14 protein-coding genes are annotated in these 15,791 nt (G+C 59.0%); 9 read left to right on the forward strand and 5 right to left on the reverse strand.

The features are described from left to right. Positions 1-16: 16 nt before the first annotated feature. Genes ACSQ36_RS44190 through ACSQ36_RS44205 form a run of 4 tightly spaced genes read left to right on the forward strand, consistent with a single transcriptional unit; the run spans position 17 to position 3,277 of the window. Entirely contained in the window at positions 17-595 is a 579-nt protein-coding gene (locus tag ACSQ36_RS44190) for a hypothetical protein (RefSeq protein ID WP_436187151.1), read from the forward strand. Next, positions 585-1,568: a tetratricopeptide repeat protein gene (locus ACSQ36_RS44195; protein WP_436187152.1), complete on the forward strand. Its 984-nt coding sequence runs from the start codon at positions 585-587 to the stop codon at positions 1,566-1,568. The genes ACSQ36_RS44190 and ACSQ36_RS44195 overlap by 11 nt, the downstream gene beginning before the upstream one ends. A gap of 55 nt (positions 1,569-1,623) precedes the next feature. After that, a complete protein-coding gene (locus tag ACSQ36_RS44200) occupies positions 1,624-2,001 on the forward strand; it encodes a hypothetical protein (protein WP_436187153.1) in 378 nt (125 codons plus the stop codon). Between the two features lie 37 nt (positions 2,002-2,038). Continuing rightward, positions 2,039-3,277 carry a hypothetical protein gene (locus tag ACSQ36_RS44205; protein ID WP_436187154.1) on the forward strand — a complete coding sequence of 413 codons (1,239 nt, stop codon included), beginning with the start codon at positions 2,039-2,041 and terminating at the stop codon, positions 3,275-3,277. 27 nt (positions 3,278-3,304) lie between these two features. Here the strand turns inward: ACSQ36_RS44205 and ACSQ36_RS44210 are convergent, their stop codons facing one another. The 3 genes from ACSQ36_RS44210 to ACSQ36_RS44220 are packed head-to-tail and all read right to left on the reverse strand — an operon-like array spanning position 3,305 to position 9,216. After that, positions 3,305-5,566 carry a hypothetical protein gene (locus ACSQ36_RS44210; protein ID WP_436187155.1) on the reverse strand — a complete coding sequence of 754 codons (2,262 nt, stop codon included), beginning with the start codon at positions 5,564-5,566 and terminating at the stop codon, positions 3,305-3,307. Beyond that, positions 5,563-8,166 carry a DNA topoisomerase gene (locus ACSQ36_RS44215; protein WP_436187156.1) on the reverse strand — a complete coding sequence of 868 codons (2,604 nt, stop codon included), beginning with the start codon at positions 8,164-8,166 and terminating at the stop codon, positions 5,563-5,565. Before ACSQ36_RS44215 ends, ACSQ36_RS44210 begins: the two co-directional genes overlap by 4 nt. Before the next feature lie 3 nt (positions 8,167-8,169). Next, positions 8,170-9,216, reverse strand: coding sequence for a hypothetical protein (locus ACSQ36_RS44220; protein WP_436187157.1), 1,047 nt, complete (start codon positions 9,214-9,216; stop codon positions 8,170-8,172). 238 nt (positions 9,217-9,454) lie between these two features. Between ACSQ36_RS44220 and ACSQ36_RS44225 the strand changes: the two genes are divergently transcribed. Beyond that, entirely contained in the window at positions 9,455-9,940 is a 486-nt protein-coding gene (locus tag ACSQ36_RS44225; protein ID WP_165989573.1) for a helix-turn-helix domain-containing protein, read from the forward strand. Between the two features lie 253 nt (positions 9,941-10,193). Further along, positions 10,194-10,511 carry a helix-turn-helix domain-containing protein gene (locus ACSQ36_RS44230; protein WP_436187158.1) on the forward strand — a complete coding sequence of 106 codons (318 nt, stop codon included), beginning with the start codon at positions 10,194-10,196 and terminating at the stop codon, positions 10,509-10,511. Positions 10,512-10,918: 407 nt separating this feature from the next. Here the strand turns inward: ACSQ36_RS44230 and ACSQ36_RS44235 are convergent, their stop codons facing one another. Both ACSQ36_RS44235 and ACSQ36_RS44240 read right to left on the reverse strand, forming a co-directional pair. After that, positions 10,919-11,644 carry a hypothetical protein gene (locus ACSQ36_RS44235; RefSeq protein ID WP_436187159.1) on the reverse strand — a complete coding sequence of 242 codons (726 nt, stop codon included), beginning with the start codon at positions 11,642-11,644 and terminating at the stop codon, positions 10,919-10,921. A 111-nt stretch (positions 11,645-11,755) separates the two neighbouring features. Continuing rightward, the gene (locus ACSQ36_RS44240) at positions 11,756-12,373 is read right to left on the reverse strand and encodes a hypothetical protein (protein WP_436187160.1); all 618 of its coding nucleotides are present in this window, start codon (positions 12,371-12,373) and stop codon (positions 11,756-11,758) included. Positions 12,374-12,515: 142 nt separating this feature from the next. On the opposite strand from ACSQ36_RS44240, the gene ACSQ36_RS44245 reads away from it, so the two are divergent. From ACSQ36_RS44245 to ltrA, 3 genes are all read left to right on the forward strand, one after another. Further along, complete coding sequence (locus ACSQ36_RS44245; RefSeq protein WP_152603083.1) at positions 12,516-13,034, forward strand: hypothetical protein; 519 nt, start codon at positions 12,516-12,518, stop codon at positions 13,032-13,034. A gap of 10 nt (positions 13,035-13,044) precedes the next feature. Continuing rightward, the gene (locus ACSQ36_RS44250) at positions 13,045-13,188 is read left to right on the forward strand and encodes a hypothetical protein (protein WP_165989563.1); all 144 of its coding nucleotides are present in this window, start codon (positions 13,045-13,047) and stop codon (positions 13,186-13,188) included. Positions 13,189-14,237: 1,049 nt separating this feature from the next. Continuing rightward, positions 14,238-15,542 carry a group II intron reverse transcriptase/maturase gene (gene ltrA, locus ACSQ36_RS44255; RefSeq protein ID WP_436187161.1) on the forward strand — a complete coding sequence of 435 codons (1,305 nt, stop codon included), beginning with the start codon at positions 14,238-14,240 and terminating at the stop codon, positions 15,540-15,542. Positions 15,543-15,791 lie beyond the last annotated feature (249 nt).

Consider the following 15,791-nt stretch of genomic DNA (forward strand, 5'->3'; position numbering starts at 1 on the left):
CAACAAAGGACATCACATGCGAAAAAAGCTAATCTGGGTGACGCTATTTTCCGGCCTGCCAGTCGCGGCAACACCGGAAAGCGCGGTAGCACAGGTATCAGACGGGTTTTCGGCCGCCGCCGGCGCGTCCGCGTCTGTGACGTCGCAGGCGAACGGAGCGGGTCAACTGGTCTCCTCCGCCGGTAGCACTCCGGGGAGTACTACCGGTCTTGTCGGCAGCTCGCTGGGCGGTGCGAACGCTGGCAGTACCGGAATGACGAACGCGCCACTCACTTCACCGTATACATCGCAGCAGGAAACAAGTGCCATGCAAAGCGGCGCGGTAAGCGCGGCGAATGCGCTCTCATCCATGGGCCTCCCCGCTGGTTCAACCGTTACACCATGCGCAGCCTGGATTCAGGCCATGCAATCATATGCGACGTCCTACTCCAACGGGGGAGCGGTCAACCCCAAGGCCGCTCAACAGTCATTTCCGAGCATGGCCCAGCTCTGCGCGCCCGCCTCCGATGGCAGCGGCGGAGGTGGTGGTGGGGGGGCATCGGACGGCGCTGACGGTGCAGGTGGTAGCGACGGAGGAAGTGGTGATGGCGACTGAAATGACGGCGATCCAAACGAAGCGGAGATCAGCCCTCTTCACGATTGTCACTCTCCTTGCCGTTCCCGCAGGCGCTCGCGCGCAGCTCGCACCCTTTAGCCTCTTCGACAACGGTGAGAAGCGCGCGTACAACCTCTATCGTGCAGCTGCTGCCGGCAGCAACGCCGCTTTCGAAGAGTTGCGTCAACGCGGCAACAACGGGGATCGCTGGGCAGCGTTCCAGTTCGGGTTCCTGCACCACGTTGGCAAGGCGCCTGGTGTCGGCAAAGATCTCGTGATTGCGATGAAGGCTTATGGTATCGCGTGCCGCACTGCCGCGGACAAGACGGCCATCACTGGAAACACCCTCGCGGCCTACAACATGGGCCTCATCTATCTGTACGGGGACAATGGCATCTCACCGGACCCCGCGACCGCTGTGAAATGGTTCACCGCGTCGGCAGGGGATGACCAGCACGCGTTTGTCCCGGCTGCCATGAATCTTGCAAACGTCTACGAGCATGGATACCTGAACGTTCAACGAGACCTCGACGAAGCCGCTCGCTGGTACCGCGCTGCGGCCGCGGGCCAGGAGCCCTATGCACTTTACAAGTTTGGCCTTTGCCTGTTGCGTGGGATTGGGATGCAAGCCAACCAGGTCGAAGCGAACCTCAAGCTCACAGCCGCAGCGGATCTGTGGAGCCGGGAGGCGATGTACACCTTGGCCGTTATCCAGAGTTCAGATCCCAACTCTCTGCTCGATCGAAACCCTGTCACTGCAGCACGGTGGCTTCTGATTGCTTCCGAGGGCTACCCTTCGTACGCCCGCGCTGCCCAGGCTGCGATGAATGGGCTCAACCCGAACCAGCAGGATACCGCCCGGCAAAGCGCCCGCTTGTGGTTACAAAGTCACGCCCGTGTGCCGGAACGGGTCGACTATCGGGCGCCCATGAATACTGAACCAAAGTACGGCCTCGGGACCGTTCCTTCCTGACCGGATCGGCCCGCAGGCAAGGCTTTTCCCATAACCCACTGCCGCGCCATACACGATGCGACATACCGGCCACGATACGCGTGTATCGCCTGATCACCCGATCGACGACTTCCTGCGCTCGATCGCCCGTTATGTCCGGGCCACGACGTTCGGCGTTCCGCGGATCATTGTCGACATAGCCGGCAACGTCAGACTCGACGTCGATACGACAGAAACGGTCGCGGACCTCGCCTCACGCGTTGAGCGCTCGCTGCCTCCTCACTCAAGCTGTCTTGAGCACGAGCTGGCTCGCATCATCGCGGTTCGGGACGCGTCCCGGAACCTCAATGCTGTCGCCCGCGAGGCCCTGATCCACTACGCCTGCGCCGGAGACAACGCCCTCGAGAAGATGGAGCTCGCCTGCTCACGACTTCCACGCGAGAACGGGGCATAGCCGGGCTCGCCGTTAGAACCCTGGAGCAAATACACAAATGGAAAAGATCGAAATCTCCGGCCATGTCAGCCTGGATTCTGGCACGGGCCGGTTGACGCAGCGTACATCGATGCGTCCGCCCGGTGTACTGCACGTGGCACTTGGCCGGCTACCCCGGTCGGCGTGGACAGGTCAGTCGACGGAGCTGGCCCGGGCATGGCTTCAATGTCCACGCGTAAGAGCGATGACCATGCGACACGCCTTCGCGTATAGCTGCGACGCGGACGATCTGATGATGAACATGTGGCTCATTCTCACGGAGAAGCTGCTCGCCAACCTCGACGAGCCCGCAAACGTGTACTCCCTCGTGTTTGCGACGGCGGAGAACTGTGCTCGCACCTTGCGCAACGCGCAGCGGGAAGTACTACTGGACGACGGTGATGATGAGGACCACTCAGATGCGGTAAGCCGCATCCCGGACGAGGCCACGATCGCCTCACCCACGACGGGCAATCATGTCGAGATCAGCCTCGATCAGGAAAGCGCAAAGCGCGCGCTGGCCGAAAAAATCAAACGATTGGGCTGGCCTCAGGCAATTCCTCGCAGTGATTCCGGTTATCGTCGCGCCGGACGACCACTTGGTTCGAGAAATAAAATTGACCCGTATAATTCGCGAAAATCCTCAGGCGATTCCACCATGAAAACGCAACTGTCCCCCTACCTGACTACCGAGAAACCCCGCTTCATTGACGAAGCGCACTCGATTGAAATCGAGCGGGAGATGGCCGACGCGAAGACTTCCCCAGACCCGGCCGTTCGGGAGCTCCAACCGACCGCCCGCGAATTGCTGGAGATTCGCCTCGAGCTCGGCATGACGAACCGAAGCTTCGCACAGGCCCTCGAGGCGTCGACGACCGTGGTGTCCGCGCTGCTCTCCGGTAACGTATATCGGCACGAACAGGCGCAGGGTCTGCTCGCGCGTGCGCAGGCCCTTCGCGCCCAGTTACTCAAAAAGCGGGATACTGCCTTTCTGATCACGAATGACATGCAAACGATCGTTCAGAATTGGCGCAAGCGCCTGCGACTCAAGTCATCGCCCGAAAAGGCGGCTCGAGAGATAGCGGTCCTGTGCACTGCGAATATGCCCGAAGGCCAGGCCGTTAGTGAGTCGACGATGTACCGCTGGTGGCAGCAGAATCGCAAACCGGTTGACCTGGAAACGCTGGTCTCAATCCACCGGGTTGTGCTGCAGCTTGAGAAGCAGGGCACAAGCTCAGGTAAGGCGCGCGGCGGCTAAGATCGGCGCCGCCGCCGCTCATCGTTGTCATGCGCCGCCACGCGGCGCGTCGCGCAGGATCTGATAGCACACACCGACGACCAGCACGCCATCTATCACACCTTGCCTGATGGCCTCGTCCATATCTTCAAAGGTATAGGAAAGCTTCGAGCGCGTGGCCATGTAGGCTTTCACGTCGGCCGTGCGGCACATTACCTTGTTACCCGGGCTATCATCATCGGCGGCAAGTTCGCGGTGCACGAGCTCCCCTTTCGATATTCCCGTCCATAGCATCGAACGGACAGCTTTTGAGAGGGTGCGTGGCGACAAGGATTGCTTGCCCGACGTCGGCGCCGGATCGGCAGAAGGGGGGGCTGAATTCTCGCCATCCTGCGTTACATTTTCTCCATTATCAACGGGCGCCGATGGCGACTCAGATGAAGCCGGTGCTGGGTCAGCCCCGGGGCTTAACTCGCCGCTATCCGGTTCGTCCCACGGTGTTTCCTCGTCGTCCCAAGGCGTGCCGCCGTCGCCGCTGTCAGAAATCGCTTCCGAAGTGGCCTCCCCGTCGGCTGGCGCGGAGGGCGCCGTTGACTCTTTCGCATGCCGAATCGCCTCCTGCGCCTGAAGAGCGGCGCCAAGCGGGTCGAACCCACCGGGCATTTCCTCGCCTGCATCCCCCGCGGGTGCCGAGTCAGTAACTTCATGCTGAAGTTCGGCACCGAGCGCAAGATCCGCGATAGTGGTGCGATCTGCGCCTCCCGCCTTGCGAACTCCGCCCATGCCCAGCCTCGACTTGCCGATTACGGGCACCTTGTCGAAATCCGCTAACTGGCCGAGCGCAGGGAAAAGGGTGTCGGCCCTGATGACAATGACCGAGCCCAACCGGAACGCCGGCGCGCCCCGCTCTTCTCCGCTTTTAGGCACCTTGCGCTCGCGGTCCGCCCAGTAGCTTTTCGCCGCGAAAAACTGGACGTTATAGAGTGCCGTCGAGGGACTGCGTTCGCGATCCGTGTACAGCACGCCACGATCGTTGAAAAGCATCAACACCTTTTTCGAGACCGCGGATACGTCGTTCCTGAGTTCCTGAATGGTGTTGGTGACGCGCGCTTCGGCGCTGACAGCGTCAATGAAATCCTTCTCGACGAGGTAGACAAGATTCGCGCCACTAGCCGGGTCGCGATACTTGAAGCCGATGTTTCCGGAGCCCGTTCGACCGTTGATCGTCCCAACGCGCGTCAGGACGGATTCGACCGCCTTCCAGAGATCCTTGCCTTCAATTGTTTCGACAAACTGGCTCTCGCCGCCCAGCTCGCCTTTTGCCGCCGCAGCATTCAGGCCCGCTTCGCGCTTGGACGAGAGAACATCCGCTCGGATCAACAACTCGAGCATCGCGTGATTGCGATCGGACAGGACCTCGAACCCATCGAGAGTGGGCATGTCCTGGGGATGATGGTAATGCCCAACAACAAGCGATAGCGTATCGCGGTCATCGTCAGGCAGATCCCAGAATTCCGGCATCCGTGCGAGTATGCGCGAGCCCGTCAGATCATGGTCACGACGACAACCGGTCAGCGCACCACTGTCATCGTACTCGTAGCATTCGATCTTCCCGATATCGTGCGCGAGTCCCACCAGAGCGATTAGCGGGTCGTCACCGTCGAACTGATACGCTGGTTCCTTGAGCTTTAACGTGATCTTGAAGTCAGGCAGCTTGATTGTGCCGTTGTAGGTGTGCGACGGAGCCAGCTTCACCATGTACCAGCAAACCAGCAGGCTATGAACGAGCAGATTGCGACCGCCGTGGCCTCCTGGAACGTGGGTCGCTGGCAGGGCACGGTGTTGTGCCATGACCCGCTCCAGCGCGTACATGAGCTTGCTGTGCTCCGGTGCACGCGAGTCGAAATGTGCGTGCCACTGGGTCAAGAATCCGGTTGAACCGTCTTCGCGAATCTCGCGGACTGCCGCGACGTCATGCTCTGAAAGCGACTTGTCGTCGCGCGGCAACTCGCCGAGATGAATCGGTATGGGTCCGATCGTAATGCTGACACCCCGCTCGATCCTTCCTTTCAGCGCTTTTTGCACCTGGCGTCTGTCGAACCAGATCGAATACGTGGTGACCGCCGAGCCTGCGGCAATACCGGTTGCAACGGAAACGATGACTGCGAGAGAATATTCCCAGCCCATCGTCGCGCCGTGCAACACCATATCTCTCAAGCTCCAGCCGGCGTGCCACAACGCCAGCAGACACCACCAGAAGATCGAGACAAACGCGGTAGCCTTGATGATGGGCTGTTGACGCGATATCACGGCTTATCCATCCAGTAGAAGTACTTGCACTCGGGGAAATGAGTACAACCGGCATATGGGCGGTTACTCGCGCGCGCGGAGCGGAGTGTGAGCGTGCCTTTCTGGCAACCCGGACACGTTGATCCGATAGGTCCGCCGGTTACTTTCGCCGGCGTCGACGATGCGGGTTTTTCCGCGACGGCGACGGCTCCGGACTTCGCCAACGTCTCGGCGGCTCCTGTCGGAGGTTTTGGCCGAGCCGGCGGCAGGGTCAGCCGTTCGACCTCAGAACGGGTAGCTTTTCCCGGGACGTCGGCCGTTCTGACGCCCGGCTTGCCGTTTTCGTCGGGCAACGTCGCCTTGCACGTCGGGTAGGCCGTACAACCCCAGAAGGGGCCGTTTGCGCCCTTTCGTTGCATGAGCGGTTTGCCGCACTTTGGGCACGGAAATGTGACCCCTTTCGCTGTCGCGGTCACTTTCCCCGGCGCCTCACGGGATGTCCGTGCCTCGCCCGGCCGCCCGTCAGCGTCCGGAAGAGTCGTCTTGCACTTGGGGTAACCGCTGCAGCCCCAGAATGCCCCATTCTGGGTTGTGCGCCTGATCATGGGCTTGCGGCAAGTCGGACAAGCGAAGGTCTCGCCGGTTGGTGAAGTCGAAGTAGGCGCGGCCTGCTGCGCGCCGGGTTTGCCATCGACGTCCTGACGGGTTGCCGAACACGCGGGGAAGCCTGTGCATCCCCAGAAATGGCCCCTGTTTCCCTTTGCCTCGCGCCGCATCATGGGCTTGCCGCATGCTTCACACGTTGCGGCGGGCGGTACCTGTAGACTACGGTTGACGATATCGACCGTCAGGCGTTTGATTCCATCGAGAAATTCCGACCCCTTCGCCTGCCCCTCCTCGATACGCTTCAGGTGCGCCTCCCAATCTCCCGTGAGCTCCGGCGAAAGCAGCACTTTTGCATCAAGCCGTGTGAGCAGCGCCTTCAGCTCGAAGGCCTTTGCTGTGGGAACGAGGTTGCGCTGCTCTCTCGTCATGTACTGCTCCTCGAGCAGTTTCTCGATCGTCGCCGCACGCGTGGCCGGAGTGCCCAGTCCTTTCTTGGCCATCGCTTCGCGCAGCGCATCGTCAGCCACGTCCTTTCCTGCATGCTCCATGGCGGAGAGTAGCGCCGCCTCGTTGAACCGAGGCGGCGCCTTTGTTTCTCCCGTGCTGATTTTCATGGACTCGGTCTTGCCTCGCTCACCTGCGCCCAGTGTTGGTAGCTTGGCCTCCGCGTCGCCGTCGGTACCCTTCTTGGCCTTCTTCGCAGGGGCGTCCCCATACACGGCTTGCCATCCCTGTGCGACAAGCACTTTGCCGCGTGCGACGAATCGGTCATCGCCAATCCACGCTGTACGCAGCGTCACTGCGAATTCCGCATCTGGATGAAAGACGGCGAGCAGTCGCCTTGCAACCAGATCGTAGATTTTCGCCTCGTCTGCCGACAAACCCTGTGGATTGGATCCAGTGGGAACGATAGCAAAGTGGTCGGAGATCTTGCTGTTATCAAAGACCTTTTTTGTCGGCCTGATCCACCCGTTATCGAGCACCCGCCGCGCAGCTTCTGCATATCCTTGCGTCGCAAGGGCCTCGACGGTCCGGGTTACGGTCGGCACATAGTCTTCCGGTAACGCCTGCGAATCCGTGCGAGGATAGGTCAGAACCTTGTGGGTCTGATAGAGGGCCTGCGCGATCTTCAGCGTGTTGTGTGCAGAGAGGCCAAAACGTTGGTTCGCTTCGCGTTGCAACGTTGTCAGGTCGAAGAGCACCGGTGCGGCCGAGCGGCTTGGGGTTGTGTGTTCTTCGATTCGATCCGGAGTGCGTCCGGTGCAGCGGGACAGAATCGCGTCCGCCTTTCCCCGTTCCCACAACCGCTCTGCCGGCGCGCCAGGCTTAACCAATTCCGCAGGGCAGTGCCACGTTGCGTCATACGCTCCGGCCGCAAGCGTGAAACGCGCCTGAACCTCGAAGTATTCTTGTGCCACAAAAGCGCGGATCGCTTCTTCGCGCGCCACGACGATCATGAGGGTCGGCGTCTGCACCCTGCCAGCAGTGGTTTGCTCGCCGCGTATGCGCGAACAACTGCGGGTGACATTGATCCCAACGATCCAGTCGCTCTCATTGCGCTTTCGGGCAGCGTCGGCGAGTGGCCGCATCTGCGCGTCACTGCGCAGGTTTTTGCTGGCCTGGAGAATGGCTCCAGGCGTCATTGACTGAAGCCACATCCGCTTTAGCGTTTTGGATGTGCGAGCGTATTCCACAATCAGCCGGAATATCTCCTCTCCTTCGCGACCAGCGTCACACGCATTGATCACCGTGTCGACATCCGGTCGCTTCATCAGCGTAATCAGCTTGTTCAACTGGTTCTGCGCCTTATCCCGGACCTCGAACGCAAAGCGTTCCGGAATGACCGGGAGCAGGCTCGCAATTTCGGGTGGCGCAGTCAGCCCCAGAAGGTGCCCGACCGCATTGGAGATCACCAGGGAGTCGTTTTCCCAATGGTCCCCGACAACCCGTACATTGAGCGCCTTGGCGATGTCCTTCGCGACCGACGGCTTCTCCGCGATGATCAGGGATTTCATGGCTTACTCCCCAAGAATCATCTTCCGGTCTTCTGGATTATCACGGCACATTTGCTGGTGTTCTGCGGAAAGGGTCGCCCACAGAGGATGGCTTTCGAGGTCTAGCGTCGCTACGTCAACTTCGCGTTTTGCTGGCGTCACTCCAGTGGTCGTTGACGCTTCTGACGCAGTGGAAATTGGCGCTGCGGGAGTTTGCTTCGCGGGGCGTTCTGCGCGCTTCGCACCGCGCTTGAAGCGCTGATGCATCTCGATCATCCAGGGTGGGTATTTGTCTACGGGACCCCCGATATAAACGATGTCGATCGCAGTCGGCAGTGATGGTTCCATGATCTGAATGAACGGAACGCGGCGCACCTTAGGCTTACCGTCGACCAGTTCACCTTCGATCTCGACAGGCTTTACCCGGTATTTGCCCTCAGCGTAGATCATGTCGCCGGGCTTGATGTACGAAGCAACTGTCTCGGCGAGCTTCCCATAGTATTTGACGGGAATCACGTTTTCCTCCTCGGTGTCCTGTCGCAAAAGAATCGTACAGGCCCCAGACTGAACGACCTCGCCACCCGGATCCACTTCCGTCTTGCGAACGCTGATGCCCACCACCATGCCTGCAATCTTCACCTGATTGCACGCATTGCTCGCGCGGTAGCCGCTACCGTAGGGGCGGAAGTCTTTGTCCTCAGGCGCGCGTTCTGGAACGACCTTCTCAAACGCGCTTTTGTTCGGTAGCTCGAGGACGTTCGGCCGTTCAAACGAACGGGCGTACACGCGAAGGCCCGGCTCTCCGCTCTCTTCCGTGTGAGATTGAACCTGGCAGATCATCTTTACCGCCTCACGCACCTTGAACGGTCTCGGTAGCCGGATTCCGGGTGGCACCGTCACGGGAACGAGGAGATTCAGGTTATTCGTCAGCTGAATCCAGATCGTTGCTCCCTCGAGCGAATGAATGTGACCCGTGAGGTAGACAACGTTCTTGAAGCCCCGGTAGTACTGGTGTTTTGCAGGTACTGACCGTGCGGCAACAGACAGTAATGTGATGGACTTTTCGGTCATGGAAAGCTCCCATTTGAGGAACTCCCATCCTAGTTTAAAATCTCCGCAAGAAATAATTTTGGCCAGGCTACGAAAAATTTACCGAAGATTCCGGCGTTTGGCCTGCTAGAGCCTACCAGGCGGAACCTGCAACAGATTTTAGAAAGCAATTGTGAGATTTTCGTAAATTGAGTATATAAGTGATCGACCTCATAAGTGATCGACCTCAACTTTTACTTTCGTCCCTAGGACATAAAACATGGATCACCCCTACCTCGAGAAGCAGCGTCAACTCATCGTCCAGGTCAAGACGATGATGGCTCGCCATAACATTGATGCCCGAAGACTCTCGGAGATTCTTGGACTGTCCTACTCGCACGTGGTAGGTATTCTTGCTGGAGACCGCTGGCTAGGCGGAGGAGACAAAAGCAATGTAGAGAAGTTTGCCAAGTTCCTTGGAGTGCCAGTCCTGACAATCCTGGTTTGGTGCAATTACATCACTGCGCAAGACTGCGTGGTCTCTCACGGCGTAAAGGAATCTCTAGCCTTAGCGCTTAGAAAGCTGGAACTCGATCCATCTGCAAACGTTCTTGTGCCCAGCCCTGATGACTGGAACGAAACACCCGAAAGCGTTCAATTGGCCTTCGTGATGATGTACGAACTGTACGCGAAGCGGACTCTGCTCGAGCACGCACACATGGAGCTGCCGGAGAACGCTTTTAATAAACCGATCCCGAAGCCCTAATAACTGCGTGTCCATTGCCCGTCGCGCGAAACCACGGCCGCCCGGTAGTCGTATGACCGAACAGTAGAGGCGGCCCGCACAGACACTAGACGACTGGATCGACCCGTTGCAAGACCGCTTCAGTGCCGGCCGCGCAGACGGCGCAGAGACAGAGGTCTGGCTGAATTCATCCCATCAGTTGATTGGCAACGTCTTTCATACTGATTGGGATCCGCCCCATCGCTCATATGTGATGTAAAAGCCGTGGATGTAAATGCTTCAAATTGAAAGCATCGCGTTCATGCCACCAACACTGAAACCGCCTTCTCCATCCCAGCCGACCAAGACACTACGCGAGCTGCTTGCCTACAACGTACGGGCTTGTCGGGTCGCAGCGGGTGTCTCACAGGAACAGCTTGGTTTCGCTGCAAACCTCGACCGCACATTTATCAGTCAGGTGGAGCGAGCTCGGATCAATGTCTCGATCGACAACATAGAGAAGATCGCAATCGCGCTGAACGTCGACGCAGCCACGCTGCTCCAACGCCCTGAGGCCATTTTGCGAGCTCGCAGAGTGTCCGAACACGGTTAGTCGCAGTGTGCTATTGGACTGCGGTGTGCTCCAGAATGACGTGTCAGTATGGTTGCGTAGGCATCCAGTGCTCGCAGACGGTGACGAAGCGGGGAGCCGTTGACAAGGGTGAGGTCGGAGGTGATGCTGACCGGAACTCGCACCCCAGACTGCCCACCCCTAACCCCGCCCGCAGGCGGGGAAGTCCTTGCCGCCGGACGGGCTCGGTGGCTGGCATCGAACAGCTATGCCAGCCACATGCCCTTGAGCGTCAATGGTCAGATGGGCGCGTCAATGGTTCGCTGCGCCGGACGTTCCGTCCGCCATTGACCCGCCCATCTGACCATGAAAGGTGAATGCAACTGACGAAAAAAAGCCCGCGTCTCAGGGAGATCGCGGGCATTGTGTTGTGGTGGCAAGGCTGTCGCCTACGCTTCGGAAATTGCAGCATCAAGTACTGCTGGCGTGATGTCCATCAGCTCCAATCTACGACAGATCTCTGCATAGTCTGGGTCGACCTTCATACTCGTGAGTCCCCTGTCCTGCAACTCATGAAAGGCCTGATACCCGCTGTCCCGTCGCTGGATTAGCAGCCCTTCTGCATTGCGAGAAACGACTACCACACCGCCGACTGCTGAGGTACGGTAGAAGATTCCGTAGATCTCATCCGTCAGTGGGAATCGCCCTTCCGAAGGTTCAAAGAAGCAGTAATATCGCTCCAGTGCGAGTAGCCAGGTGGTGTCGGCCGGCGCTTGCAGCATACAGATCCGACTGAGTGCACCTCCTGAAACGCGAAACCCTTTTGACTCGAGTGCACGACAGCGCTCCGCAAGCTCGAGCGCGTCGCATCTGCTCTCGGCAGGATCGCTGTGCGAGTAATGCTCGATCTGCCTGCCCTTCCAGAACACGTACCCTTGATGATCACGAGTCAGATGCTCTATGCCGTGAAACCAGTGACGCGTGGTTGCATACGCTCCCGAAATTACCGAGCTATGGAGCTTTTCGAAAAGATCCCTGCCCGCCTCGTTCAACGCACCGTTTACCGCCTGTTCGACGAGTTTGAGGTCTCTCGCCTCCAACGTGTCGCCATCGCGGGTTCGCTGAAGAATCTCGATTGCTTTGTCTGCAACTTCAACCTGTACGCTTTCCATCATTCGATCTCCTGAAAGTAAGTCCGCGGCTGCGGACAATGAACTGAGCCCAGGAGATGTGAGGACAAAAAAAACCGCGCTTCGAAAGGAAGCGCGGTTCGTGGTTTGCAATCGCTAGGTTCCGTCACTCTCGGCTGCATCGGTAAGATCCGACCATTTCTTCGCAAGATGTGCGATCGGATCATCTGGCTCGTCGACCATCTCACCGTCCGCGACGCGAATCAGCAAATGTCCCTCGCCGGGCATTGCGCCCGGGTCGTACTCCATGCGAAACCCTGCCGCGGCGAGCTCCTGCGCGATTGCTTCCCGGCGATCGATCGCATCGACACGTGATGCGGTGGCTTTTGATGGATGAGCTGCAGCGTCCGCCGCTCTCCTAGCAACCAGGGCAGCGGTGCTGCGCACGAAATGGTGCGAATCATCTAACAGCGCGCGCTGTGCATCGGCGTTGCAACGCGTGAAGAGCAGATCTGCGACAAGGGCGCGGGCGCCCCAATCCAGACCATGGAGATGCGCTGGCGAGACCTCGGGTAACAGTGCCAGGTTCCTTGCTTCCATTTTACGCAGCTCGTACAGCTCCTCGACGAACTCCGCTGGCATGCTGCCCTTTCTAGGGTATCGGTCGCGCAGCGCCTGCGACGAAAGCACTACGTCTGAGTTCAACCCTCCGTCGACCGAACCTGCTATTACAATCGCTACCCCGCTCGCCCGAATGTTCGTTTCGCTGCTCATTGAGAAATCTCCTTGTGTAAGCCCGTGCTACCGGGCGATGAACTAAGCACAAGGAATGTCGCGACAAAGAAAAGTCGCGTTGAGTTTTTTGTGGCGGCGCATATCCGAACGCCATGTATATGATTGCGCTCACGCACGCTGGATGAACCTGTCTGGTATGGCGGAAAGGCTGGCGACCGGAGCGCTTCTACGGAGAAAAACAGATATGCTTGAAGGCGTAATGTGGTTGTTCATCAACCTCGTGCTTCCAGTCATCGCACCCATTTTGGGTATGTGGCTGGAAATCGTGTCCGCGCGTAACATTCGGGACGACGCTGAGAGGTTGGACGCGCTCAGAAGACGCCGGATCGTCATGCTGTTCAAGGACGGGCAGCTTGGATGGGTCGGCCTGCTTATGTGCTTTGCGGCCGTCTCCGATACGCTCGACGGCATCAGAAAGCACGGACTGCCCAACTGGGCGCCAGTGGTTTTCGTTGCGTTGCTCGGACTGGTTTACACGAGCGGGTATTTCGCGACGAAAGGTGCGGTGGATACGGCTGACGCGCTGGACGGCTTTGCCTGGCGGACTTTCGCCAAGGACTATCCGACCGCGTTTTATACTATAATATTCACTGTGTTTTCTGCCGCATTATTTGGTTACGTCCACTTTTGGGCTCAATGAGGATCCGACTATGACTACCATCGCACATCGCCTTTTTCCTCGCGCGCATGGCAAGGAAGCCATGTTGTCGCTGTCCGCAGTCATTGCCGGCGCCGTCGGGTCCATAGCAACGATCGTCTTGATCGTCGGCGACGCCCTGAAGCTCTGGCACTAAAACCGCCTCGCAGCCCCTATGGGTTGCTAAACCAAGCTATACCAAAAAGCCGCCCCATGCACGGGGTGGCTTTTTTTGTGTGCGCCCAGCATGGGCGCAATCTTGGAGGTGCAAGTCCTCCCGTGAGTTGACCACAGCGAACGAAGTGAAGCGCAACTGCGTGAGGGTGACCGAACGTGGGAAGGAAGCGTGGATCAAAACCGTGAGCCGATGAACAAGAACCGGATAGAAGGCAGTGCCGATCAGGGCGAGCGGGCACGAAACTGCGAAGCTCTCGTGGTCAAGGATCAGGTGCTGTAGATCCGGCGGTTGTGCGGTGAAGGATTGCGTTCTTACCTGGGGAGATCTCGCCTCATGCCTGAAAGGGCGACGGTGTCGAGCCGGAGCGAGAAGTCAGCAGAGGCCATATTGTGCGCTGGGCAGCGCGTTGTTCAGGAGGGTTGAAGTCCCTCTGGGGCTCGGATGAGGGGCGCCATATCCGAAAGCGGGGGTAATGCCTCGCTGGCCGGAGAGAGGTGGGAAGGTATGGAGAAGCCTAACCGGGCACGAAGGCGAAAGCCGGAGACGGCCAAGGCGGACCTGAAGCCATCACCCCGCAGGTCTCCGGAGGGCAGGGTGTCCACCGCGAGGTGGAATCCGAAGGGCATGAGGAGAAGTACCGGGCCGTAGTCGATGGGGGCTGCCCCGATGACGAACCGGTCGGCCAAAGGTGGGGCAAGGTCGAGCCCGCACTATGGGGGCGAAGGCGTTCTCATTCACCCACCGCACCAAGGTGTTTGCGGACGGCACGGTACGGAAGAACAGCGTGTGACCCCAGGAGAACTGGCACAGTCCGTGGGTGGCACCGCGGGAAGTGAGCCTATAAGCGAGGAGCGAAGTGGCGAGCGGTGCTGTGCCAGTAGTCGGACGGCTGAGTAGTACCTGAAGCGTGGCCAAAACCACGTGACCGAGCGATCGGCGACAGAAGTGGGTCGGGGAAGGCAGCCGGCGAAGATGATTGGGAAGAACCTGGACGACAGTGAGTAAGGACACGGAGGAGGATCAGTTCCATGAGCGAAATACCCGTACATCCGCGCCCGAGGAGACTGTCTGACTGGATCAACCCGATGGCGGCAAAGAAGGTCCACTCATTAATTGACAAGGTTTATCAACGGAAGAATCTGGAAGTCGCCTGGGAGCGAGTCCGGGCCAACCGAGGTAGTGGCGGTGTAGATGGAATCAGCGTGGCGGACTTTGCTGAACAGGCGGACCAGCAACTGGATCGTCTGCAGGCAGAATTGCGCGCGCGGACCTATCAGCCGCAACCGGTCAGGCAGGTCTCGATTCCGAAGGTGGGTAAGCCGGGGGAGTTTCGTAAGCTGGGCATACCGTCGATTTACGATCGCGTATGTCAGCAAGCGCTGCTCAACCGACTGGAGCCCATCTTCGAGCCGATATTCGACGATGCCAACTTCGGTTATCGGCGAGGGCGATCGACACACGGCGCTTTGCGCAAGATCTGGAAAGAGATCGAAGGTGGTGGGGAATGGATTGTAGACGCCGATCTGAAAGATTTTTTTGGGTCAGTGGACCATGACAAACTACTGGCGCTCATTGCCCAACGGGTTGCAGACGGTCGGGTACTGGGACTGATCAAGGCGATGCTCAAAGCCGGCAGCTTCGGCGAGGGTCGTCTCTTTCCGAGCGAGCGCGGAACGCCCCAAGGTGGGGTCGCGTCTCCTTTGCTCAGCAATATTCTCCTGACGCCGTTTGATCAGGAGATGCGACGCAGGGGCTATCAGCTTACCCGCTACGCGGATGACTGGGTGGTCACCTGCTCATCCAAAGCACACGCGCATGCTGCAATTGCGGCGGCGACGAAGATCCTGACAGCACTGGGCGTACAACTGCATCCGCAGAAGACGCGAATCGTGCACGTTCGATTTGGATTCGAGTTTCTCGGCTACAAGATCAAGCGCGGGCGGCAGCTATCGCTGCCCACAGCCAAGATCCGCAGTGGCGCGCGATCGGGTGCGCTGTATGCGTATCCTCGGGAGAAATCGGTTCAGCGGCTCATGGATCAGGTGCGTCGTCTCACACAGCGGCGCGTGCCGCTTCGTACGCGCGAACTGATTGAACGACTCAATCCCATCTTGCGGGGCTGGGGGCACTACTACAAGCGCTCCCACGTCCGACGGATCTTCAACAGGCTCGACCGATGGATCGTGCGGCGACTCTGGTCCCATCGATTCAAGCGCTGGCGCAACATGGGCTGGAAAGTGTTGTCCGAGGCGCGGCTGTACGGGGAGTTCGGGTTGGTGAATCTAGTGCAACTGATACCTTCGATTGCTTCTCAGCATGCTGCATCTTCGTGAAAGCTGCATGCCGGAAAACGGCAAGTGCAGTTGTGCGTCCAGCGAAGGCTGGCATGTTCAGCAGGAGTCAGTCCTGCGGGGGTAGAAGTCAGAGGCCCCGTAGCTTGGATAGCAGGGTGGCGGGAAACCAAGACCTTGAAGCCTATCGACGGGTATTTCCTTGGGGAATGCGCGAGTCATCGGGCCGTAACAACAGTGAACGCAAAGGTGGCCTCGAAAGTGAGAAATCCCGAAGGCCGAGTCCGCAAC

This window comes from Caballeronia sp. LjRoot34, from assembly GCF_964253815.1.
Classification (GTDB): Bacteria; Pseudomonadota; Gammaproteobacteria; order Burkholderiales; family Burkholderiaceae; genus Caballeronia.